This is a genomic window from Streptomyces sp. RGM 3693, from assembly GCF_050471125.1.
Taxonomy (GTDB): domain Bacteria; phylum Actinomycetota; class Actinomycetes; order Streptomycetales; family Streptomycetaceae; genus Streptomyces.
Genome location: NZ_JBMPPQ010000001.1, coordinates 2,787,593 through 2,806,476, shown reverse-complemented (window position 1 = coordinate 2,806,476; position 18,884 = coordinate 2,787,593). Strand labels below are relative to the sequence as shown.

19 protein-coding genes and 1 pseudogene are annotated in these 18,884 nt (G+C 67.5%); 10 read left to right on the top strand and 10 right to left on the bottom strand.

What is annotated here, in order from left to right; genetic code table 11:
- Positions 1-164 precede the first annotated feature (164 nt).
- Positions 165-1,067: a hypothetical protein gene (locus tag ACO0M4_RS12080; RefSeq protein WP_430369877.1), complete on the bottom strand. Its 903-nt coding sequence runs from the start codon at positions 1,065-1,067 to the stop codon at positions 165-167.
- 703 nt (positions 1,068-1,770) lie between these two features.
- Here ACO0M4_RS12080 and ACO0M4_RS12075 point away from each other — a divergent pair.
- From ACO0M4_RS12075 to ACO0M4_RS12060, 4 genes are all read left to right on the top strand, one after another.
- Positions 1,771-2,130, top strand: a complete 360-nt coding sequence (locus tag ACO0M4_RS12075) for a hypothetical protein (protein ID WP_430369876.1) — start codon at positions 1,771-1,773, stop codon at positions 2,128-2,130.
- A 56-nt stretch (positions 2,131-2,186) separates the two neighbouring features.
- Positions 2,187-3,230, top strand: coding sequence for an N-acetylmuramoyl-L-alanine amidase (locus ACO0M4_RS12070; RefSeq protein WP_430369875.1), 1,044 nt, complete (start codon positions 2,187-2,189; stop codon positions 3,228-3,230).
- Positions 3,220-3,444, top strand: coding sequence for a hypothetical protein (locus ACO0M4_RS12065; RefSeq protein ID WP_430369874.1), 225 nt, complete (start codon positions 3,220-3,222; stop codon positions 3,442-3,444). Before ACO0M4_RS12070 ends, ACO0M4_RS12065 begins: the two co-directional genes overlap by 11 nt.
- Before the next feature lie 181 nt (positions 3,445-3,625).
- On the top strand, positions 3,626-4,483 hold the full coding sequence (locus ACO0M4_RS12060; RefSeq protein ID WP_430369873.1) for a hypothetical protein: 858 nt from the start codon (positions 3,626-3,628) through the stop codon (positions 4,481-4,483).
- On the opposite strand, the gene ACO0M4_RS12055 is transcribed toward ACO0M4_RS12060, so the two are convergent.
- The gene (locus ACO0M4_RS12055) at positions 4,471-5,331 is read right to left on the bottom strand and encodes an aldo/keto reductase (RefSeq protein WP_430369872.1); all 861 of its coding nucleotides are present in this window, start codon (positions 5,329-5,331) and stop codon (positions 4,471-4,473) included. The two genes, ACO0M4_RS12060 and ACO0M4_RS12055, sit on opposite strands and share 13 nt — an antisense overlap.
- Positions 5,265-6,476, bottom strand: a complete 1,212-nt coding sequence (locus tag ACO0M4_RS12050) for a JmjC domain-containing protein (RefSeq protein WP_430369871.1) — start codon at positions 6,474-6,476, stop codon at positions 5,265-5,267. The genes ACO0M4_RS12055 and ACO0M4_RS12050 overlap by 67 nt, the downstream gene beginning before the upstream one ends.
- 589 nt (positions 6,477-7,065) lie before the next feature.
- On the opposite strand from ACO0M4_RS12050, the gene ACO0M4_RS12045 reads away from it, so the two are divergent.
- Genes ACO0M4_RS12045 through ACO0M4_RS12035 form a run of 3 tightly spaced genes read left to right on the top strand, consistent with a single transcriptional unit; the run spans position 7,066 to position 11,781 of the window.
- The gene (locus ACO0M4_RS12045; protein WP_430369870.1) at positions 7,066-7,317 is read left to right on the top strand and encodes a hypothetical protein; all 252 of its coding nucleotides are present in this window, start codon (positions 7,066-7,068) and stop codon (positions 7,315-7,317) included.
- Positions 7,314-7,652 carry a CU044_2847 family protein gene (locus tag ACO0M4_RS12040; RefSeq protein ID WP_430369869.1) on the top strand — a complete coding sequence of 113 codons (339 nt, stop codon included), beginning with the start codon at positions 7,314-7,316 and terminating at the stop codon, positions 7,650-7,652. Before ACO0M4_RS12045 ends, ACO0M4_RS12040 begins: the two co-directional genes overlap by 4 nt.
- A gap of 4 nt (positions 7,653-7,656) precedes the next feature.
- Entirely contained in the window at positions 7,657-11,781 is a 4,125-nt protein-coding gene (locus tag ACO0M4_RS12035; protein WP_430369868.1) for a trypsin-like peptidase domain-containing protein, read from the top strand.
- Between the two features lie 136 nt (positions 11,782-11,917).
- Here the strand turns inward: ACO0M4_RS12035 and ACO0M4_RS12030 are convergent.
- The 3 genes and pseudogenes from ACO0M4_RS12030 to ACO0M4_RS12020 all read right to left on the bottom strand — a co-directional run.
- Positions 11,918-12,185, bottom strand: a pseudogene (locus ACO0M4_RS12030) (arsenic transporter); the annotation flags it as partial.
- A gap of 399 nt (positions 12,186-12,584) precedes the next feature.
- The gene (locus ACO0M4_RS12025; protein ID WP_430369867.1) at positions 12,585-12,956 is read right to left on the bottom strand and encodes a hypothetical protein; all 372 of its coding nucleotides are present in this window, start codon (positions 12,954-12,956) and stop codon (positions 12,585-12,587) included.
- Positions 12,957-12,971: 15 nt separating this feature from the next.
- Complete coding sequence (locus tag ACO0M4_RS12020; RefSeq protein WP_430369866.1) at positions 12,972-13,130, bottom strand: hypothetical protein; 159 nt, start codon at positions 13,128-13,130, stop codon at positions 12,972-12,974.
- Positions 13,131-13,404: 274 nt separating this feature from the next.
- Between ACO0M4_RS12020 and ACO0M4_RS12015 the strand changes: the two genes are divergently transcribed.
- Positions 13,405-14,196 (top strand): IS5 family transposase, encoded by a 792-nt coding sequence (locus tag ACO0M4_RS12015; RefSeq protein WP_430369865.1) that lies wholly within the window; start codon positions 13,405-13,407, stop codon positions 14,194-14,196.
- Here the strand turns inward: ACO0M4_RS12015 and ACO0M4_RS12010 are convergent.
- Together ACO0M4_RS12010 and ACO0M4_RS12005 are read right to left on the bottom strand one after the other, a co-directional pair.
- Positions 14,153-14,689, bottom strand: a complete 537-nt coding sequence (locus ACO0M4_RS12010; protein WP_430369027.1) for a hypothetical protein — start codon at positions 14,687-14,689, stop codon at positions 14,153-14,155. The genes ACO0M4_RS12015 and ACO0M4_RS12010 overlap by 44 nt on opposite strands.
- Before the next feature lie 218 nt (positions 14,690-14,907).
- Positions 14,908-15,600, bottom strand: coding sequence for an HAD family hydrolase (locus tag ACO0M4_RS12005; protein ID WP_430369864.1), 693 nt, complete (start codon positions 15,598-15,600; stop codon positions 14,908-14,910).
- 94 nt (positions 15,601-15,694) lie between these two features.
- Between ACO0M4_RS12005 and ACO0M4_RS12000 the strand changes: the two genes are divergently transcribed.
- Positions 15,695-16,468 carry an XRE family transcriptional regulator gene (locus tag ACO0M4_RS12000; protein ID WP_430369863.1) on the top strand — a complete coding sequence of 258 codons (774 nt, stop codon included), beginning with the start codon at positions 15,695-15,697 and terminating at the stop codon, positions 16,466-16,468.
- Positions 16,455-16,922: an NUDIX hydrolase gene (locus ACO0M4_RS11995; RefSeq protein ID WP_430369862.1), complete on the top strand. Its 468-nt coding sequence runs from the start codon at positions 16,455-16,457 to the stop codon at positions 16,920-16,922. Before ACO0M4_RS12000 ends, ACO0M4_RS11995 begins: the two co-directional genes overlap by 14 nt.
- Here the strand turns inward: ACO0M4_RS11995 and ACO0M4_RS11990 are convergent.
- Together ACO0M4_RS11990 and ACO0M4_RS11985 are read right to left on the bottom strand one after the other, a co-directional pair.
- A complete protein-coding gene (locus ACO0M4_RS11990) occupies positions 16,910-17,446 on the bottom strand; it encodes an HD domain-containing protein (RefSeq protein WP_430371347.1) in 537 nt (178 codons plus the stop codon). The two genes, ACO0M4_RS11995 and ACO0M4_RS11990, sit on opposite strands and share 13 nt — an antisense overlap.
- A gap of 267 nt (positions 17,447-17,713) precedes the next feature.
- On the bottom strand, positions 17,714-18,058 hold the full coding sequence (locus ACO0M4_RS11985) for a hypothetical protein (protein ID WP_430369861.1): 345 nt from the start codon (positions 18,056-18,058) through the stop codon (positions 17,714-17,716).
- Positions 18,059-18,884 lie beyond the last annotated feature (826 nt).

The window sequence follows — 18,884 nt, the reverse complement described above, 5'->3', positions numbered from 1 at the left end:
TCCGTACCGCCTCTACCGACCCGCCCACCTTGTTCTCCAATTGGCAGTCTCGAAGTAGCAGCGGGCCGACATCATGCCTTCGCCGGCAAGCACGCAGCCCTGGCCCGCAAGTAACGGGCCGGGGCTCCTTGATGCCGGACGAAGCACCCGGTGCGGCCTCTTGCTCAGCGGCGGGCCTTGGCTGCCTGCTGCGAGTCGTTATGGAGGTCGAAGATGGCGTCAGCCAGATCCGGGAGATCAGACAGGTCGATGTTCCAAGGGCTAGTAGCGTAGGCGATCAAGCCGAGGAGTCGGTGAACGATATCGGCCTCCATCTGTCGGCGATGCCAATCGGAGTCGCCGGAGCCCTCATCGGCAGGCGCAGCCGATGAGGTGCCGCGGAAATGCTCGTCCCGTGTGACGCACTCCCGGAGGACTCTGGGCCACGCAAGCAGTGCCTGCGCCGGTTGCTCCTCGGCAGGAGAACGGCTGAGGGCGTGCATGAGCCGGGCCTCGTGCGAACTGTCCACGCGCTGCTGGAGGTCGTCAACGGCCGCCAGCTGTGCGGCAACACGCCGGATCCGCGCAGCATGGTCCAAGGCCCACTGTCGCTCGGCGCGACGGGCGCGCAACTCACGGGCATACTCGACGCGTTCGTTCTGCGTGCGGGCAACGGTGCCATCGGGAAGAGTGTGAGCGCGTCCGAGCTGAAGGTGGCGTCGCTCGGCCGCCTGCCGGCCGCTCAGCTCCTGCCATTGGGCAATACGTGCCCAGGTGATGCGCTTCTCGTGCGCCAGGGTGGTGAGCTTCAGTTCGTCGTGATCCATTTTCTCCCGGAGCATCCGGATGGTCAGCAGCGCAGCGAGGATCTCGGGTTCCGTGGCGTCGGGCTGTAGGACGCCCTCGGCCCGCAGGCAGATGCGGTCATAGTTGCGGGCGATGTCCATCAAGCGGCCCGGCGAGTCGCTGTCGAAGCGAGGGAGCCTGCGAGCACCTGGAGTGTGCTCCGTGAGCAATTCCCATGCCTGCGCACGGTTGTGCCGTTTGTCCGGACGTTGCCCGCCATGCGGTTTCGATGTCGTCCTCATGACGACTCCTTTCGTCGTCCGTCGGACGACGTTCCCGGCTCCCGCGTCGGTCCGGTAGCGGGGAGGCGAACGTCGGGGCCAGCCGAGTCTGTGAGCTGAGCCTTGGACGCCAGGCGGCTTCGGGCCCTTCGCCTCCACGCCGCCCGCGCCGCGCCTGCGGTGAGCACGGTGAGAGCGAACATTGCTGACGCTATGTACTGGGCGGCCACGTCATGGATGAGGGGAATGAACATCGTGGTGTCGGCGCACGTTAGCCCAGTGCGCCTTGCTCCTTGTGAAGATTGCTGATGCGGAGATGCGCCACGCCGGATCGGCATACACGAAGCCCAATTGGCGACGTCATGCACTCCGGGCAAGGTGACATTGGACGGCTGCGGCCGCGATCCGTCTGCACAGGAAGTCTGCCGGGCCCCCTCCCCTCGCATATGCGCTCTCGCCGCTTCCGCATAAAGCGCCATAGTCCGCCACCCTGCTTTACCTCGCATATGCTGCGTATTAGCGCAGCAAAATTCAAAAGGAATGTCGTCGTCCGGATGCGCCGCGAGACGACTCGACCCCGAAGAACGGCCAAAGCCACACGAGCGTCTGCTGGCATCAGTCGGCTTCGTCTGTCGACGCTGCCCGCTCCAAACTGCTCAACCGGTAGCGCGAGCCTCCGCACCCGTACGATCGAAGTGGGTGCGGGGCCGCCGGGAGGATCGCGGTGTCCGTATCGCCGAGCGCGGAGCCCACGCTGTGGGAGCTGCACCGTGCCGTCTCGCAGCTGCGCGAGGATCTTCGTGGTGACCTCGCCCAGCTCGCTGCCCGTCTCGACCAGGTCGTCACTCAGGACGTCTATCGGGCAGATCAGCGGGCGACGGAACAGCGCATCGGGCAGTTGGAATCATCCGTCGCAGATCTTCGTGGTGAGCAGGAGCAGGCGGCCGGCCGTTGGGAGCAGCAGCGGCGTGAGGATCAGCGGCAGGCCGACGCGATGCGTCGTTTGGTGCTGTCGTCGTTCGTGAGTCCGCTGCTGATCATGGTCGTGCAGCTGTGGCTGCTCTCGGGTGGTTCCGCCTCATAGCGCCAGGGGGCGTTTCGTACATGGGAGTTGGGGCGCGGGGAGATTGAGTACCGATCTTGGCTACACCTATCAGCGCCGACCGTATGGTGGCGGCGCTGCGATCCGAAGGCGTCCGTGTTGTCGAGCGTCCCGGTTGGCGTACGCACAACCGGAACCATAAGGGGCCGTGGGGCCCGGTCAACGGGATCATGATCCATCACACGGTGACGTCCGGTACGGCCAACACCGTGGGCATCTGCGAGCGCGGCTACGAGGGCCTGCCCGGTCCGCTGTGCCATGGGGTGATCGCCAAGGACGGCAGTGTTCACCTGGTCGGGTACGGCCGTGCCAATCATGCCGGCCGCGGCGACGGGGATGTGCTTCGTGCCGTGATCGCGGAGCGGGCGCTGCCGAAGGCAGACGAAGCCGATACGGATGGCAACACGCACTTTTACGGCTTCGAGTGCGAGAACCTCGGTGACGGCGAGGATCCGTGGCCGTCTGCCCAGTTGGACGCTATCGACCGCGCGGCTACGGCGCTGTGCCGCGTGCACGGCTGGAGTGCGGCCAGTGTGATCGGGCACCGGGAGTGGCAGCCGGGGAAGATCGATCCCCAGGGCTTCAGCATGGGTTGGCTGCGTGAGCGGGTCGCCACGCGGCTGAAGGCGCAGCCGTCAGGCGGGGGCTCCAGCGATGGCGGCAACTCGACCTACGTCGTCAAGAGCGGTGACACGCTCTCCGGTATCGGGAAGTCGCTCGGCATCAGCTGGGAGCGGATCGCTCAGGCCAACCACATCACAGCCCCGTACATCATCAAGCCCGGGCAGACGCTCACCATCCCAGCGAAGACCAGCGGAGGCTCCTACACTCCGCCCCCGATTCCGGACGGTCTTGCTCCGGGCCGCTCGTCTCCGTCTGCGAAGGGTCTTCAGCAGGCGCTGAAGGACACGGGCTGGCTGGACCCCTCGGTGCCGCTCTCAGACACCTACGGCCCACAGACGCAGAAGGCCGTGGCCGGCTTCAACCGCAAGCACAACCTGTTCACCACAGGACAGCCCGACGACCCTGCGATCGGTCGCCGCGGCTGGGACCTCCTGCACCGACTCGCCTATGGAAACTGACACGTTGATCGACTTCATCCATGACCACAGCACCCGCCTGTACGCCATCGCCGCTGCGGCGCTGGCGCTGGTCGCCCACTACGTTCAGGACCTGCCGACCGGCCTGATCCTCGCGCTCGTCGCCGCGGTTCTCGGTACGGGTGAGGCCGTCCAGCGCGTCGAGGACCGGAAGACCACCAAGGCTCTGCATCAGGAACCGCCTGCAGTTACGTGACGTTGGCCGTTGCGCGGCGTCACAACCAGAACCTGGCATCTCTTAGATGCCGTCAGCCTCCTGCGGGACGAGTCGTGATCGGCTCAACCCACAGGAGGCTTTCCCGTGGGCGTCTCGAACGCGTTCGGCAGTGAGACGGCCCGGCTTCTTGATAGTTTCGGACTCTCGTCGAGGAGGCTCAATGTCGTCTTCCCTGTCTGGCAGCGCCCCAGCCGATCTGCGAGTTGAGCTGGTCGAGGGTGTGCTCGACGAGGTCGAGCGTACCCTCCAAGCTCGGCTCGATAGAGGGACGCTAGTACGCAAGCGAAGGTCTCTGGGGGCGCGTACGGACCGTGGGACCTGGGTGCGGATCGAGCGGCGCCGGCTCGACAAGATTGGCAGCCAAGGCTGGAACGGCACCGAATGCGCTGCCCTCCTGGAGGGGGTCGCCAAGCCGCAGTGGCACCGCAGCACTGCCTGGTGGCGTCCTGAGACCGCTGTCATGTGGCGGGCCGACGAAACAGACCTCCTGCCCGGCGCCCCCATCGGCAGCAGCGTACTGGCGACCGATCCGGCGTTGCCGGAGGCGTGGTGGCAGGCGTTCAACCAGACGCTGGATGCCCTGGCCGAGCAGCAGACTCGGCGCGTTGCCACCCCGGACACTGTAATGATCACGCAGAACGGCGTCGCCGAAGCGATCCACCGCTTTCTCCGCGGCGATGTCGACACGACGGTGAGACGGTGGCTGCCGGCACACGCGGATCTCAACTGGGCGAACATGACCGGGCCGGAGTTCTGCCTGTTCGACTGGGAGGACTGGGGCACGGCTCCTCAAGGGCTGGATGCCGCGTCGTTGTGGGGCAACTCCCTCGCCGTCCCGGCTCTGGCCGAGCGCGTCCGCTGCAAGCGGCGCCGCGATCTGGAGAGCCGGGACGGCAAGCTGATGACCTTGTTCGTCTGCGCGAAGATCCTGGCCCCGGACGCCCACCCCGAGGACCCTCGCCTTGAACCCGCACACGTGATGGCCGCGCAGGTCGCGGAGGAGCTTCAGAGCGACTGACGATCTCGCTGTTCGCGAAGGAGTCGCCGGTAGGTGCCAAGCTGTTCCGTGTTGGCTTCATACCGCAGGGCGTCGACGAGTTCCCCGAGGTGCGAGGGGTTGTCCGTACCGACGGTGATCCTTCCCACCTGTGGCAGCGAGTAGGCAACGCGGAACGTGGCCTGTACGACGGACAGGCCATCGTGCGGGTCCTGGATGAACACCCGTGGGTCGAGCTTGCCCCACAGCGGATCTGTCGCACTGCCTCCGAAGGGGCTCATGCCCCAGAGCTGGCTCGGCTTAAGGCCCCAGCGGGCCGTCAACGCTTCGGCAGCTTCCAGGACATCAATTCCAGCGAGAAGGCCGGCACGGACCATGACCGCGTCGGGTCTGGGCAGGGTGCCGTCCACGAGACCGGGCAATGGGCGGGGGTCCCACGAGGAGATGCCCCAGCCTCCACACAGCCCTTTTGTCGTTGCCCTCTCCATGGCAGCGCACGCCGCACCCAGCCTGTCCTGGGCGGCTGTCGAGGAGCTGGTCAGCGACCGTTCCGGATTGTGGAGGAACACCAGATCCGGGGCGCGGCCCAGGTCGCGGTTGCTCTGCTCCACGGCTTCCTGGAGGCGATCGGGGTCGAGGGAGTGCTCGGCCTGGCCGGCGGCCGGGAAGAATCCGACCTTCGTGGTGAGCCGGAAGCGGGAAAGGAAGTCGCGTCCGGCGGCCGCCAAGGCGGTGTGGGCCGAGAAGCCGTGGTAGTTGAAGCTGGTGTCGATCGCGTCGACGCCGTGATCCAGGGCGCTTGTCAGGATCCGGCGCTCGTAGCGAGACCGGTGTAGCCCGAGAACAATTCGGGGGTCACACTCGCGCACAGCTCCTCCTCCACCAGGATCTTCGCCAGCGCCTCCACCTCGGCACCCACCAGTCGAGCAACCTCGTCCAGCCGCACGGGGTGGCCGCTCAGGAGCAAGCGGAGCCCCGGCAGGGCCTTGGCCGCGAAGGTGAGCTTCTTGCCCGCGGCCACCACGACGACCGTCTCCCCGTCCTCCTTGATCACGGGCGGGAACTCAGTGACGCACGCTACGGCTTCAAGCGGGCCGAAGATGTCCAGGAACGGGACATGGCGTCCGGGAGGAGCTTCCTGCTCACGAAGCCGAAGGAACTCTGCCGGGTCGCGGGCGTCGATGAGTCGGGAGGCCGCGGCGGTCAGCGCCAACCGCTGGGCCTGCTGCTCATCGGGGCTGCCCCAGCGATCAAGGTCGTGGCGGAAGATCTCCTCCTGCCGGGACCAGTCGGCAAGCCAGGTCAACCAGCTCACAGCGGTGCGCTTGGCGAAGCCGAACGTCACGTGGGTGCTGTGGCCACCGCCTCGGCCTACGCGGGTGGCGGCGTGCCAGTAGCCGCGCGGGATGTGCATCACGTCTACGGCCTTCATGGTGCCGGTCCACACGACATCCTCGCTGGGGGTGTTGTTCCGCCCAGCGTCCCGGAACATGGGCACTGGCCGGGAGGCGCCGCGTACCTCCCACTGCTTCTCGCCGGCCAGCTGCACGATGAGGACATCGTGATCGTCCCAGTGCAGATCGAAGCCGGACGCGTCGTTCGTGGTCAGGTAGACGTTCGCCTGCACGTGCTCCCGGGACCACCACTGCAACGCCCGGCACGCCACTTCCATCGTGGGGTCGAAGACATTCGACTGATCCAGCACCAGCGTCGCGCCCTCGCCCAGCAGGCTCCCCACACGGCGCATGTCCGCCATCGGTATCGCCTGCCCCCGCGGCGTGACCTGCCGGTTCAGATGCGCGTCGGGGTGCAGCTCCTCACCACCCTTGAAGAGCCGGAACTGCGGGTTGGCCAAGCTCCGGCGCATGACCATATCGAGTAGCCGCGATGGCGTGAGCAGCCTCGCCACGACTTCGCGGTCGCTGATGCTTCCGCGGGCGAACTCCCTTCCGAGAGGGGCGGGGCCATCCCACCCAAGTGCCTCTTCGACAGCGCGGACCAAACGGTGCCTCATGAGTCGCTTCTCCCTCCTTACGTCAGATACGGGACGTGGGAGGCGGAGGGGCCGCGAACGCGGCCCCTCCGCCAGAGGACTGGCGGCTACGCCGCGTGGTTCAGCCCGTCTCCGCCAGGCCAGGGGCCGTCACCCGACGAGCCCTGCCCAGGGTCGGAGGCGTTGCTGTCGTGCCGGTCATGGACGCTCGTGAGGACTTCCACGGCTACCAGGGTCAACCGACCGAATGAGGCTGGTCAATCCGACGAAATATCGAGATGACCAGCCTGATTGCATTGCAAAAGTTGATCTGGTCCCTGGCGAAACCGCAGGGGACCAGATTTGTTTTGGCTGGTCAGGTGGGGTAGGGGGAATGGGGTGGAGCAGGGGTGAGGTAGCCCCCGCGACGTGGACACACTTGACAGGAAGCCAAGGCCGGTGGCCCCGTGGCCTTCACACACCACCGTGTCGGCACCGGGTCAGATGCGGATCCGCGCGTGAGGTCTTGGCTGGTGCTGCCAACTATCCATCAGGCGGAGAGAGACCCGGCAGGTGAAGATGATTCAGTCCGGATCTGACCGTCCTGTTCCATCAAGGAAGGCAGGCGCCCGTGAGCTTCTCCTCCGACAACCCGAGTGGCACCGAACCGCAGGGCGATAGCCCGTACGGCGGTGCCTTGGCCGACGCCGCCTGGCAGGTCCTCCTGACTTCAGGCGTGGCTGCTTTCGCATGGGGTGTCTTCGAACTGGAGTGGCCGGGGGCGCCCCTGATACTGGTCGGAGTCCTCTTCGGTATCCACCTGCTGGCCGGTGGGGTCTTCCCCCTGGCCGGGGCCAGGGCCGGGGAAGGGGGTGGCTCGTGACAGGCCTTGTTCGGCTTCCTTTGGAGGGCGGGGGATCGATCCTGATCGAGGCCCCGCCTGGGCTGGAGGGGCCGGTCAAGGCCGGCCGGGTCAGCGAGGCCATCCACGAGCTGCCGGTGACGCTGCAAGCGGCCCTGGAGCCGGTCGCGGAGATGGCCCAAACCGTGGCGAACCAACTGCGCAAGGCCAGCCCCGCAGAGGTCCAGGTGGAGTTCGGCGTCGACCTGGCCGTCGAGGCCGGGGCGGTGATCACCAAGACCGGGGCCAGCGGTCACCTCAAGGTGCGGGTGACCTGGAGGAGCGGTCAGCGCGACCAGGACAGGCACGGAGGCTGACGCCGTGGACGTTGTCGGCGTACCACTGCGCGGCGGGTCGGGGCCGGGGCTGCCCGCGGCAGTCGCCCAGATCCTGGGCGCCGAGGGTGACGTGGCGGGGGCGGGCTTCCTGGTCGCTGAAGGCGTGCTCGTCACCTGCGCCCACGTCGTGACCGCCGGCGGATACGGGCCCGGCGACAGACTGCGGCTTACATTCCCCCACGCGCCCGGCGCGCCGCAGGTCCAGGGGCAGGTCCTTGCCGAGGCGTGGCGGGCCCCTGAGGACCAGGACGTTGCCGTCGTGCGTCTGGAGGAGGCTCCGGGCGGTGTGCGGGCGTTGGCGTTGGGCTCGGCGGCGGGTTGTCAGGGGCACCGGGTTCGCTCGTTCGGGTTCCCCGCGCAGGCTCCGCCCGGCGGCCACTTCGGCTATGGCGTGGCCGGTGACCCGCTGCCGGCCGGTGCCGGTGCGGGCGCGGTGCTGCAGCTGACCGACGCCAACGATCTGACCACAGGGTTCAGCGGCGGGCCGGTCGTGGATGAGGTCACCGGCCTGGTGATCGGCATGGTCACCGCCATCACCTCTCCCGACGCGCACCTCAAGGGCCTGGGCATCGCCTACGCCACGCCCACGCAGGTCCTGCGGGAGGTCTGGCCCGACCTGGTCGAGCAGGAGGTGTGCCCCTACCGCGGTCTGGAGCCGTTCACCGGGGAGCACGCCGAGTGGTTCCACGGCCGTGACGCCGCGATCGAGCGGGTGCTGGCGGGCCTGGCCGAGCACCGGCACGCACTGCTGCTGGGACCCTCAGGGTCGGGCAAGTCCTCGCTGATCCAGGCTGGCGTGCTGCCGGCACTGGCCGCCGGAGGGCTACCGGGCAGCGACCGGTGGCTGCCCGTCCTCACCCGCCCGGGACAGGACCTGTGGGCCGAGCTGGAACGCGCCGATCTGCCCAGAGCCGGTACCGACGGCATCGTAGCGGCCGCCGAACGCAGGCTGGCCGCCGAACCCGCCTACCAGCGCATGCTGCTGGTCATCGACCAGTTCGAGGAACTGCTCACCCAACCCAGCAGCGGCCCGCAGCCACCGGACGGCCTCCTCAACGCCTTGGAACAGATCACGGCGGTGATCAGCTCCCACACCGCACTCAGCGTGATCCTCGTCATGCGTGACGACTTCTACCCTCGGCTGGCCGCCTTGGCCCCGGACCTGCTGGACGCCGCGGCGCCCGGCCTGCTCAACGTGCCCGCCACCCTGAGCCCGCAGGACCTGCAGGCCATCATCACCCTGCCCGCCCATGCGGCAGGGGCCCACTTCGAGGAAGGCCTGCCCGAACGGATCATCGCGAACCTTCTGGCCAACGGCCACACCGGCCCCGCAGCCCGGCGGACCCCCGTCACCCTGCTGCCACCACTGGAACTGGCACTGAGCCAGCTGTGGGAACGCCGCCAAGACGGCTACCTCACCCACCAGGCCTACCACGACATCGGCGAAGTCACCGGTAGCCTCGCCACCTGGTGCAACACCGCCCTCGACCACCTACCCGCCACCCAACGACCCACCGCACAGCGCATCCTCACCGCACTGGTGCGACCCGCCGACGACACCCACCTCATCCCCGCCGTACGCCAACAGCTGCCCCTGACCACACTCCGCGACCTGGCAACCGACACCCCCAGCGATCAGCCGGCCAGCCAGACGATCGACGAAGTCATCGCCGCACTGACCCGCCACCGGATCATCACCACCCACACCGAACACACCGCAGGGCAACCCCACACCACCCCAGGTCAGCCAGTGGCCGAGCTCATCCACGACGCCCTCATCCGCGACTGGACCGAACTACGCCACTGGGTAGCCCAAGACCACCAATTCCACGACTGGCTGCGCCGCGCCGGCGAGCAGCGTGACCGCTGGGCCGAGCGCGAGAACCCCGGCGATCTCCTCCACGGAACCGACCTGGCCGAGGGACTCGGCTGGTCCAAGCAACGCAGCCTGCCCCGCGACGTCGCCGCGTTCCTCACCGCCAGCCACCAACGCCAGCAGGCCGCCATCCGGCGCACCCGGCGCCTGAACGCCTTCCTGGCCAGCGCGCTCGTCGTGGCCGTCATCGCCGCTGGGGTGTCCCTCTGGCAGTGGCAGACCGCTATCACGGCGCAGCGGGTGGCCGAGTCCCGGCAGCTCGCCGCACAGTCCACCGCTCTCATCAGCGGCAATCCCGACCTGGCCTCATTGCTGGCCATCCAGGCCTACCGGACCAGCCACACCACCGAAGCCACCACCAGCCTCTACGCCGCCGCCGCCCTCCCCCTCCAGCACGTGCTTTTCCACTACCACCCCGTATACACGCTGGCGTTCAGCCCGGACGGCCGCACCCTGGCCACCAGCAGCGACAACGGCACGGCGCAGCTGTTGGATGTGGCCACCCTCAAGACCCGGGTCACTCTCACCGGCGACGGCCCTGCGGAGTCGGTGGCGTTCAGCCCGGATGGCCACACCCTGGCCACCGGCAGCGACGACGGCCCGGCGCGATTGTGGGACGTGGCCACCGGCAAGACCCGAACCACCCTCACCGGCCACGACAGCCCCGTATTTTCGGTGGCGTTCAGCCCGGACGGCCGCACCCTGGCCACCGGCAGCGACGATGGCACGGCGCGATTGTGGGACGTGGCCACCGGCAAGACCCGAACCACCCTCACCGGCCACGACAGCCCCGTATTGTCGGTGGCGTTCAGCCCGGACGGCCGCACCCTGGCCACCAGCAGCGACAACGGCACGGCGCGATTGTGGGAGGTGGCCACCGGCAAGACCCGGACCATCCTCACCGGTACCGCGACGCAGGTGGCGTTCAGCCGGGACGGCACCCTGGCCACCGGCAGCCTCGATGGCACGGCGCAGTTGTGGGATGTGGCCACCGGCAAGACCCGAACCACCCTCACCGGCCACAACGGCTCCGTATACACGCTGGCGTTCAGCCCGGACGGCCACACGCTGGCCACCGGGAGCCTGGATGGCACAGTGCAGTTGTGGGAGGTGGCCACCGGCCAGGCCCGAACCACCCCCACCAGCCACACGAGCGAGGTGAGGTCGCTGGCGTTCAGCCCCGACGGCCACACCCTGGCCACCAGCAGCAACGATGGCACGGCGCGATTGTGGGATGTAGCAGCCACCGGACAGCCCCGAACCACCCTCCCCGGCCCCGCGGAGTCGGTGGCGTTCAGCCCGGACGGCCACACCCTGGCCACCAGCAGCAAAGACGGCGTGGCACGGCTGTGGGAGGTGGCCACCGGCAAGACCCGAACCACCCTCACGGGCTCATCGGTGGCGTTCAGCCCGGACGGCCACACCCTGGCCACCGGCAGCCTCGACGGCACGGCGCGATTGTGGGACGTGGCCACCGGCAAGACCCGAACCACCCTCACCGGCCACACGAGCACGGTGAGGTCGGTGGCGTTCAGCCCGGACGGCCACACCCTGGCCACCGGCAGCAACGATGGCACGGCGCGATTGTGGGACGTGGCCACCGGCAAGACCAGGGTCACTCTCACCGGCCACACGAGCGATGGGGTGTGGTCGGTGGCGTTCAGCCCGGACGGCCACACCCTGGCCACCGGCAGCTCCTACGGCAGGGCGCGGCTGTGGGACGTGGCCACTGGCAAGACCCGAGCCACCCTCACGGGCTCATCGGTGGCGTTCAGCCCGGACGGCCACACCCTGGCCACCGGCCGCGGTGCCACGGCGCGGTTGTGGGATGTGGCCACCGGCAAGACCCGAACCACCCTCACCGACCAGACTGGCCGCACCTATGACGTACTCACGGTGGCGTTCAGTCCGGATGGCCGCACCCTGGCCACCGGTGGCAGCAGCGTCGACAACAACGAGGACGCCCCGGCGCGGCTGTGGGATGTGGCCACCGGCCAGGCCCGAACCACCCGCACCGGCCACACGAGCGAGGTGAGGTCGGTGGCGTTCAGCCCGGACGGCCACACCCTGGCCACCGGCAGCGCCGACGGCACCTGGCTGTGGGATATTGCCCTACCCGACCAGGACGGAGCGATCAGCAAGATCTGTCAAACCATTCACCGGGACCTCACCCCGGAGGAGCGGTCGGTGTACCTGCCAGGTCAGTCCCCCAGCCCCGTGTGCCCATCTTGAGGCTGAGAGCTATGAAAAGAAACCGGGCCGCGATCAGGGCGGGCCGCAGAGTGGCGAGCACGCCAGCGAAACGACGGCCCGCTCTCTGGGGATCTTCCGCCGATCTGACGAGCACAAGCCCGCCATAGGTATCTGCCCTCGGCCGCCCGGCCGCGAAGCGGGCCAGCCCCGCCCCGCACGCTTGGAAGAGCCCCTCGTCGTCACACAGCTGGGCCAAGATGAGCACTGCCGTCAGCAAGCCGATCACAGTCCTCAGCCGCTCCGCCTCTACCCGCGCGGTCCAGCGACACCGCCCCAATGGCGCCTGCCACGTCGGCGGCCGGGACGGCAAAGACCGCCGCCGACCACCCCCACGGGCGCACCACCGCACCTCCTCCAGAGACGACGGTGGCGGAGCACCTCATCGAATCAGAGCCAAGATCACCTCCGCAGAACGGAGGTAGTACGGGGCTCGAACCCGACCGAACGTATCGTCGCACGGGCAGCGGCCGAAGGCGGCCCGGAAGGGATCCTGACCAGCGCGCTGGGAAAGGATCTTCAAAGTTGCGGGAACGGTCACCCTGTTGTGTGAACGCCTCTTCAGGTCAGCGGATTGTGTCGGTTGACCACCAGGAGGCCCGCCTCGACGGAGGGCTTCTTGTCTTCCACTTCGTGCTCCTTCCTCTACCGGTCTCCCGCCGGTTCCGGCGGGACGTTTGTGGCGTGCGGAGGCGCTGGTGGCGAGGGGTGGGGACTCGCCCGTGGGCGTGAGGTGTCACGCAGGGAGTGATGCTGAGGGCCGGGCGTCGTAGCGCGGACAGTGCTCAGTGACGGCGCAGGAATCCGCCTCGCGCCCGGTGCCTGCCTCCGCGGTGTCCGCCGGATGGTTCCAGTTCAGGCGAAACTTCGTCTTGCTCGGACCCGGCCGTCTCGTCGCTGAGAAGGATGGATTGCCAGACCTGGTCCTGAAGTATCCGGATGCACGGTCCGCAGGCGTACATCGGCGCCTGGGCGCCGGCCACGCTCACGGGGCCGATCCACAAGACGCGGGTCCACTGCTGGCCGCAGTAGAGCCAGCAGTAGCCATCGACCCACCGGTTGCCGTCATCGGTGGACGCCGCGGCAGGCAGGCCGCCACGGGCGAAGTCTCCGATGCCAGGGACCACCCTGCACGGCATGGCCAGTTCCAGAAGCACGACGCGCCCCCAAGATCAGTTGGTAAGGGCGGCCACGGAGGCGAGCCCGCTCTGGTCCACGTCGTGGCGGAGCCGCATGCCGTAGAACCAGTACCAGCACCCAACGTTGCAGCGGTGCAGCAGTTCTACGCACAGCATCCGGATCTTGCGTGTCGCAGCGTCTTCCCCGATCACGGGTAAGTAGCTGTTGTCTTTTCGATCTTGAGCAGTGCTGGTCGAACTCGGGTTCCCGGTTGGGTGATCCTGCCGTGGCGAGAGCATGAAGGTAGGGCCTCCTGAACAGCTCGTGGGTGTCGAATCCATAGAGCATCAGGAGGCCCCGGTGCCGCAGTCTTCCGTGTCGTTGGCCGGGCAGTCCAACTCGGCTGCTCTGTCGTGTGATTGCCTCGCGCACGTGTACGGCAACGCGGCTGACCGATCCGAGCGGCGGCGCCGGTATCCGACGGACATGACGGACGCGGAGTGGGCGGCCATCCGGCCACTGCTGCCGGTGCCGGGCTGGATGCGTGGCCGGGGCGGTCGGCCAGAGGCGTACTGTCATAGGACGATGCTGGACGCGGTTCGCTATCTCGTGGACAACGGCATCAAGTGGCGCGCGATGCCGGCCGGCTTCCCGCCGTGGGACCGTGTGTATGCGTTCTTCCGTCGCTGGCGCGACCACGTGCTGGTCACGGAGTTCCACGACCGGCTGCGGGATCGCCTGCGCGAGACATTGGGCCGGGATGCCGAGCCGACCGCCGGGGTGATCGACTCGCAGTCGGTCAAGGCGGACGCTGTCGTCGGCTCGGACAGTCGCGGCTTTGACGGCGGGAAGCTGATCAACGGGCGCAAGCGGCACGTCGTGGTCGACACGCTCGGGCTTGTGCTCGGCGTGATGGTCACCGCCGCGGACACCGGCGACCGCGCCGCCGCCCAGGTGCTGCTTGAGCAGGTGACCGCCGCGCACCACCGGCTGGCCCTGGTCTGGGCTGACGGCGGCTACACCGGCAGCCTCGTCGAGTACTGCCTGGCCGCGCTGGCCCTGGTGCTGGCGATCGTCAAGCGCAGCGATGACATGCGTAGCTTCGTGGTGTTGCCCAAGCGGTGGATCGTCGAGCGCCTCTTCGCCCACCTGATGCGCACCCGCCGCCTGGTGCGCGACTTCGAGCGGCGCACCACCAGCGCCGAGGCGATGGTCTACTGGTCGATGATCCTGCTCATGACCCGTCGCCTGGCGAGGCCACGCCCTGCGCGAGGGTGAAACGGCCCGGCGCCGGCTCGGCCAGCCAGCCGCGCGCGACCAGGCGTTTCGCCTTCGACCGTAGTGCCTCCACCCGCGCCGGCACCACGTCCATGCCGAACGCTTGGGTCATCTCCTGGCAGGTCAGCGGCCCTTGGCCGAGCCGGTGCCGGTCCGTGAGAGTCTGCAGGATGCGCTGGTAGTCCACGGACAGCGCCGACCAGGCCAGCCCCTGGTGCCACACCGGCACCTGCGACTTTGCCTTCGCCGCATCCCGGGGCGTCGGCGGCGCGTCCGCATTCTGTGGATCCGGGGTGACCTCCATGCCGGCGATGCTGCCGCCATCCGGAGCCAGCACCGTATCGACCCGCCTGCGAGCGATCACCCACTCCTGCCATTCCACCTCGGCCGCGGCGAGTTCGGCCTGGATGCGGTCGGCCTCCTCACGCAGCCCGTCGACTCGACGGCGAGCGGCGGCCTCTTGCTGTTCCAGCAGTCCGACGACCGACGGCATCCACAACCTCCCAAGGAGCAATGACACGACACACCACCACTCCCACCGGACCGCCACTGCTATGCCCGACCAGCGAAAACGCCGCCCTCAAGCGCGAAAAGACAACAGCTTCTAAGCCCCCTTTGGCCAGTTCCCTGGTTGGAGGCTCGATAGTGGCCGCGTGGGCGGGGACCGCATCACCCCTTCTGCGGACGCCTTCGAAGACGTCCTGGGACGTTTCAGCGCGCCGTAAAGCTCTCCAGAATTCGCAACAGCTGCGCCGTATCTGACAGGTCAGGTAGCACTACATCCGCGCCGGCCGCAGTCAGTTCTTCGGGGCTGTGAACCCCTGAGGCAACCGCGACGATTCCGGAGCCCGTGACAAGAGCGGCCTCGACGTCCCGGGGCGTGTCCCCCACAAGCACCACTGGCACGTCATCCCTTGTTCCACGGAGACGTTGAGCTCGTTCCCGGGCGACACCTACGAGATCGGGACGCTGCTCCGCATCAGCCCCGTAGGCCCCAACAGGCAAGTCAAGTAAGGGATCAAGGTGGAAGGCTGACAGCTTTACGCGTGCGTTGGCCGCGATGTTGCCCGTCAGGACCGAAGAGACCCAGCCGTCCTGTGCCGATGCCGCCTTGAGGGCCTCGCGCACTCCCCGCAGCACGGTCCCGCGCTCGCCGAGAACCTCAACGCGCCCTTCACCGGCACAGGTGAGGGCGGCCTCGATGACAGCCCAGCCCGGCTCGGACAGGCCGTGGCGCACGAACAGTTCCCGCATGATCAGACGGTCCGTTCGCCCCTCCGTCCGCGCCGGCTCGGTTGGCGAGATTCCCGTCAAGGCAGAGAACGCTGCGGCGTAGATTTCCTTGCTCACCCCTGCGTTCTCGATGAGCGTGTGGTCGATGTCCCACAGGACGATGAGCTCCATGCCTCCAGAGTAAGGATCGACGAACGCCGGGGCTCCAGGGAACGTCCCAAAACGTCCTTGCCTCGTCATGGCCGGCTCGGATTCCATGGCATCCGTGAACGAGCGACTGCACTCCGTACTTGCACAGCGCGGCGTCTCACCCGAGTCGCTCGCCGAGGTCTGCGAGGTGGATCCCAAGACCGTCGGCCGTTGGCTCGGCGGGCGTGTCCCTCACCGCCGGCACCGCTTCAGCGTCGCGCAGCACCTGCGTGTGGAGGAGACGTTCCTGTGGCCCACCCCGCCACCACACGGCAGCCGATCTGACGCCGGATTAGGCACCGAGCTTGTCGGCACCTACCAGAACCGGGCCAGTGTTCCGCGAGAGATGTGGCTCCAGCTGCTGGCGGAGGCCCGGGAGCAGATCTGCGTACTCGTCTTCTCCGGGACCTTCTTCGCCCAGTCCAATCCCCACGTCGCCAAGATGCTCGCCGAGCGCGCAGCTGCCGGCATACGGGTACGCCTGTGCTTCGGTGACTCCGACGGCCAGGCGGTCGCCGTCCGGGGCCGCGAGGAAGGCATCGGCGACGCCCTCGCCGCCAAGATCCGGGCCTCCCTGACCTACTACCGCCCCCTACTTGCGGAGGCAGGGTGCGACGTGCGGTTGCACGACACCACGCTGTACGCCTCTTTGTTCCGCTACGACGACGATCTGCTGGTCAACCCGCACGTCTGGGGCCAACCGGCCAGCGCCAACCCACTCCTCCACCTCAAGAGGGCTGACGCCACAGGGTGGTTCGACAACTACGCTCAAAGCTTCGAAGCAGTCTGGGCCGCCGCACGGCCCTGGACTCCCGACCAGGAGGGCACCGCCACCCATGGGCAGGACTGAGTACTACAACGACCCCACCGCCCCCAAGGCGAACACCCTCATCCCCGCCAGCAATCTGCTCGTCGTCGACGACAACGGCGCGATCCTGCTTCAGCGACGCCGCGACACGGGCCAATGGGCCCTGCCCGGCGGTGCCCAGGACATCGGGGAGACCGCGGCACAGTGCGCGGTGCGCGAATGCCTGGAGGAGACCGGCATCGTCGCCGAGATCACCGGCTTCCTCGGCGTCTACACCAACCCCCACCACATCGTCGCCTACACCGATGGCGAGATCCGCCAGCAGTACGAGAACACCTACATCGGCCGCCCGGTCGGCGGTGAGCCGACCATCAACGACGAGGCCGACGGCGTTCGCTTCGTTCTTCCCGCGGACCTCGACCGGTTCGACATCCACCCCAGCATGCGCCAGCAGATCGGCGACTACCTCGCCGGCACGTACCCCTACCTTGGCTGAGCCGCCAGCGCCGCATCCACCCGCTCCACAGCGGCGAAGATCTCCGGCGACGCCCGACGGATGAACCGGCCGACGACGCTGTCCGCCCCATAGCGGCCCACGATCTCCACCACCCGCTCCTGGGCAGTTGTAGGTTCCCCAAAGGGCGTTGTCGTCATGTCGCAGTAGACCAGCGTGTCCACCAGAATCTGCTCCTCCAACAGCGGAAACTCCGCCTCCAACTCCTCGCGCAGCCCGCGCTCTTCAGCTTCCAGCAACGCGAACGAGTGGTTGGCCACCAACCGCACCAATCGCTCATCGGCACCATGCTCATCACAGAGGAACCGAGCACCGTCAAGCGGATGGAAGCCCGTCGTCGCCAGGCGGGGCGCGTAGCCCACGTCATGAAGCGTCGCGGCAGCCACCATCACGTCAGCTTCCCTGCCGAGGATCCGCCCAAGGCCAGCTGCACGGCTGGCAACCCCCAGGGAGTGAGCCCACCGTCGGGGAAGTACGTTCTTGAGTTCCGCTTCGCCAACATGCATTGCCCAGTCCACTATCAATCCGTCCACGGCTCCGTACGTACCCGGCGGCGGGTCTGGACAGTCACAGATTTGCCTACAGCCCACGGCGCATCTGCTGCCGAGGCCGTGATCGGCAGCCAGGACAGGAAGTGTGCACGTCTCGGAGAACTTTGCACACCAGCTCCCGCCCCCTCACCCCGCCCGGGATGCGGGTCCGACGGGCTTCGGCTGGCACGCAGTAGGCCCCATCCGACCCAAGAGAGCGGATGGGACCTACTGGTTTGCAATTCAGTGCAGTTGACGCCCCATCTTCGCCGCCCGCCTACTCCGCCCCTTGGTCTCCCACCACTCTTCCAACAACGTGCGGACCAAGTGCACGAGTTGACGGAGCCGATCAGGATCGGGGTGAGGTGAGGTGAGCACGTCGACGAAGGACTTGTCATCCCACGGCAGCGTGAACTCCCAGCGTTCGTCCTGGTGCCCTTGACGCACTACGGCGATCTCGTAGGTAAAGGTCACGCTGCGGTCGGCATGATGAAGTACCGACAAGTTGAGGATGTTGAATGTGACCTGCCCGTCGCCAGTGGTGTAGGAGCAAGCCAGGGCTTGCTCCGCTGGCGTCTGCTTCACCATGCGACCCATCCACCCTTCGCCTCATTTGGTGACGCGCGGCTCCCCTGCTAGCACTTACTGGCGCTGGCCAGGTTCGTGACATTGTACGCAGTGAGAACGTCATTCAGGCCGGCAGGGGTGCCGATAATGGTGCGGAATCTTTCTACCGGCGGGCACTGATTTGTGTAGATGGAAAATCCACCTCGACCGTTGGGCGCTCCATTGGCGATGGCATTGTTTATCTTGCCATCCATCCCAGCGTTCCAGCCGTGACCCAACTTGATGTGCTTCCACCCCCACGTCGCCGTTCCGCAGCGCAGCGTGTACCTCTGGACTCCGCGGAAGTACTGCCTCACGATGTAGTTGCGGCCGTTGTGCTTGCACGTAGCGTCGACGCTGTCGATCGCGACGCCAATGGGGCTGCCGCTCCGGGCGCTTGCGGGGCTGGCTGCGGGGATCACTAGCACCGATGCGGCGAGGGCTGCGGCATGACCGCGGCGACCCTGCGACTACTGTTTCGGCGCGTGGAATTTCTGTTGAATATTCGACCCTTCACTTTTCCCCCTCTTCTCTTTGATGCTGCGCGACCTTTTGTAGCAGCCGCGCCCCGACCCGGTCGAGTGATTTTCTGTTCACCGGCCCGAATCACCCTGTCTGGCCGACACGCCATGAAGCGGCCCCAACTTGACGAGTGCGCGTTCACGCGCAACGGAATAGGGAATTCCATTACCCAATCCGATCCATTGCCGTGGGTTCAGGCGCCACACAGCTTGATGGCTGGTCATTCGCGGCAGTGAGGGCGCGCATCCCGGCGACGGGGGATCGAAGCTGCCTGCGGTCAGGGCAC

Bases quoted from the DNA above. Each gene is read 5' to 3' on its own strand.
- ACO0M4_RS11990 (WP_430371347.1), bottom strand. From the start codon at position 17,446: ATGCATGTTGGCGAAGCGGAACTCAAGAACGTACTTCCCCGACGGTGG.
- ACO0M4_RS12050 (WP_430369871.1), bottom strand. From the start codon at position 6,476: ATGAGGCACCGTTTGGTCCGCGCTGTCGAAGAGGCACTTGGGTGGGAT.
- ACO0M4_RS12010 (WP_430369027.1), bottom strand. From the start codon at position 14,689: ATGCCGTCGGTCGTCGGACTGCTGGAACAGCAAGAGGCCGCCGCTCGC.
- ACO0M4_RS11995 (WP_430369862.1), top strand. From the start codon at position 16,455: ATGGGCAGGACTGAGTACTACAACGACCCCACCGCCCCCAAGGCGAAC.
- ACO0M4_RS12015 (WP_430369865.1), top strand. From the start codon at position 13,405: ATGACGGACGCGGAGTGGGCGGCCATCCGGCCACTGCTGCCGGTGCCG.
- ACO0M4_RS12080 (WP_430369877.1), bottom strand. From the start codon at position 1,067: ATGAGGACGACATCGAAACCGCATGGCGGGCAACGTCCGGACAAACGG.
- ACO0M4_RS12005 (WP_430369864.1), bottom strand. From the start codon at position 15,600: ATGGAGCTCATCGTCCTGTGGGACATCGACCACACGCTCATCGAGAAC.
- ACO0M4_RS12065 (WP_430369874.1), top strand. From the start codon at position 3,220: ATGGAAACTGACACGTTGATCGACTTCATCCATGACCACAGCACCCGC.
- ACO0M4_RS12060 (WP_430369873.1), top strand. From the start codon at position 3,626: ATGTCGTCTTCCCTGTCTGGCAGCGCCCCAGCCGATCTGCGAGTTGAG.
- ACO0M4_RS11985 (WP_430369861.1), bottom strand. From the start codon at position 18,058: ATGGTGAAGCAGACGCCAGCGGAGCAAGCCCTGGCTTGCTCCTACACC.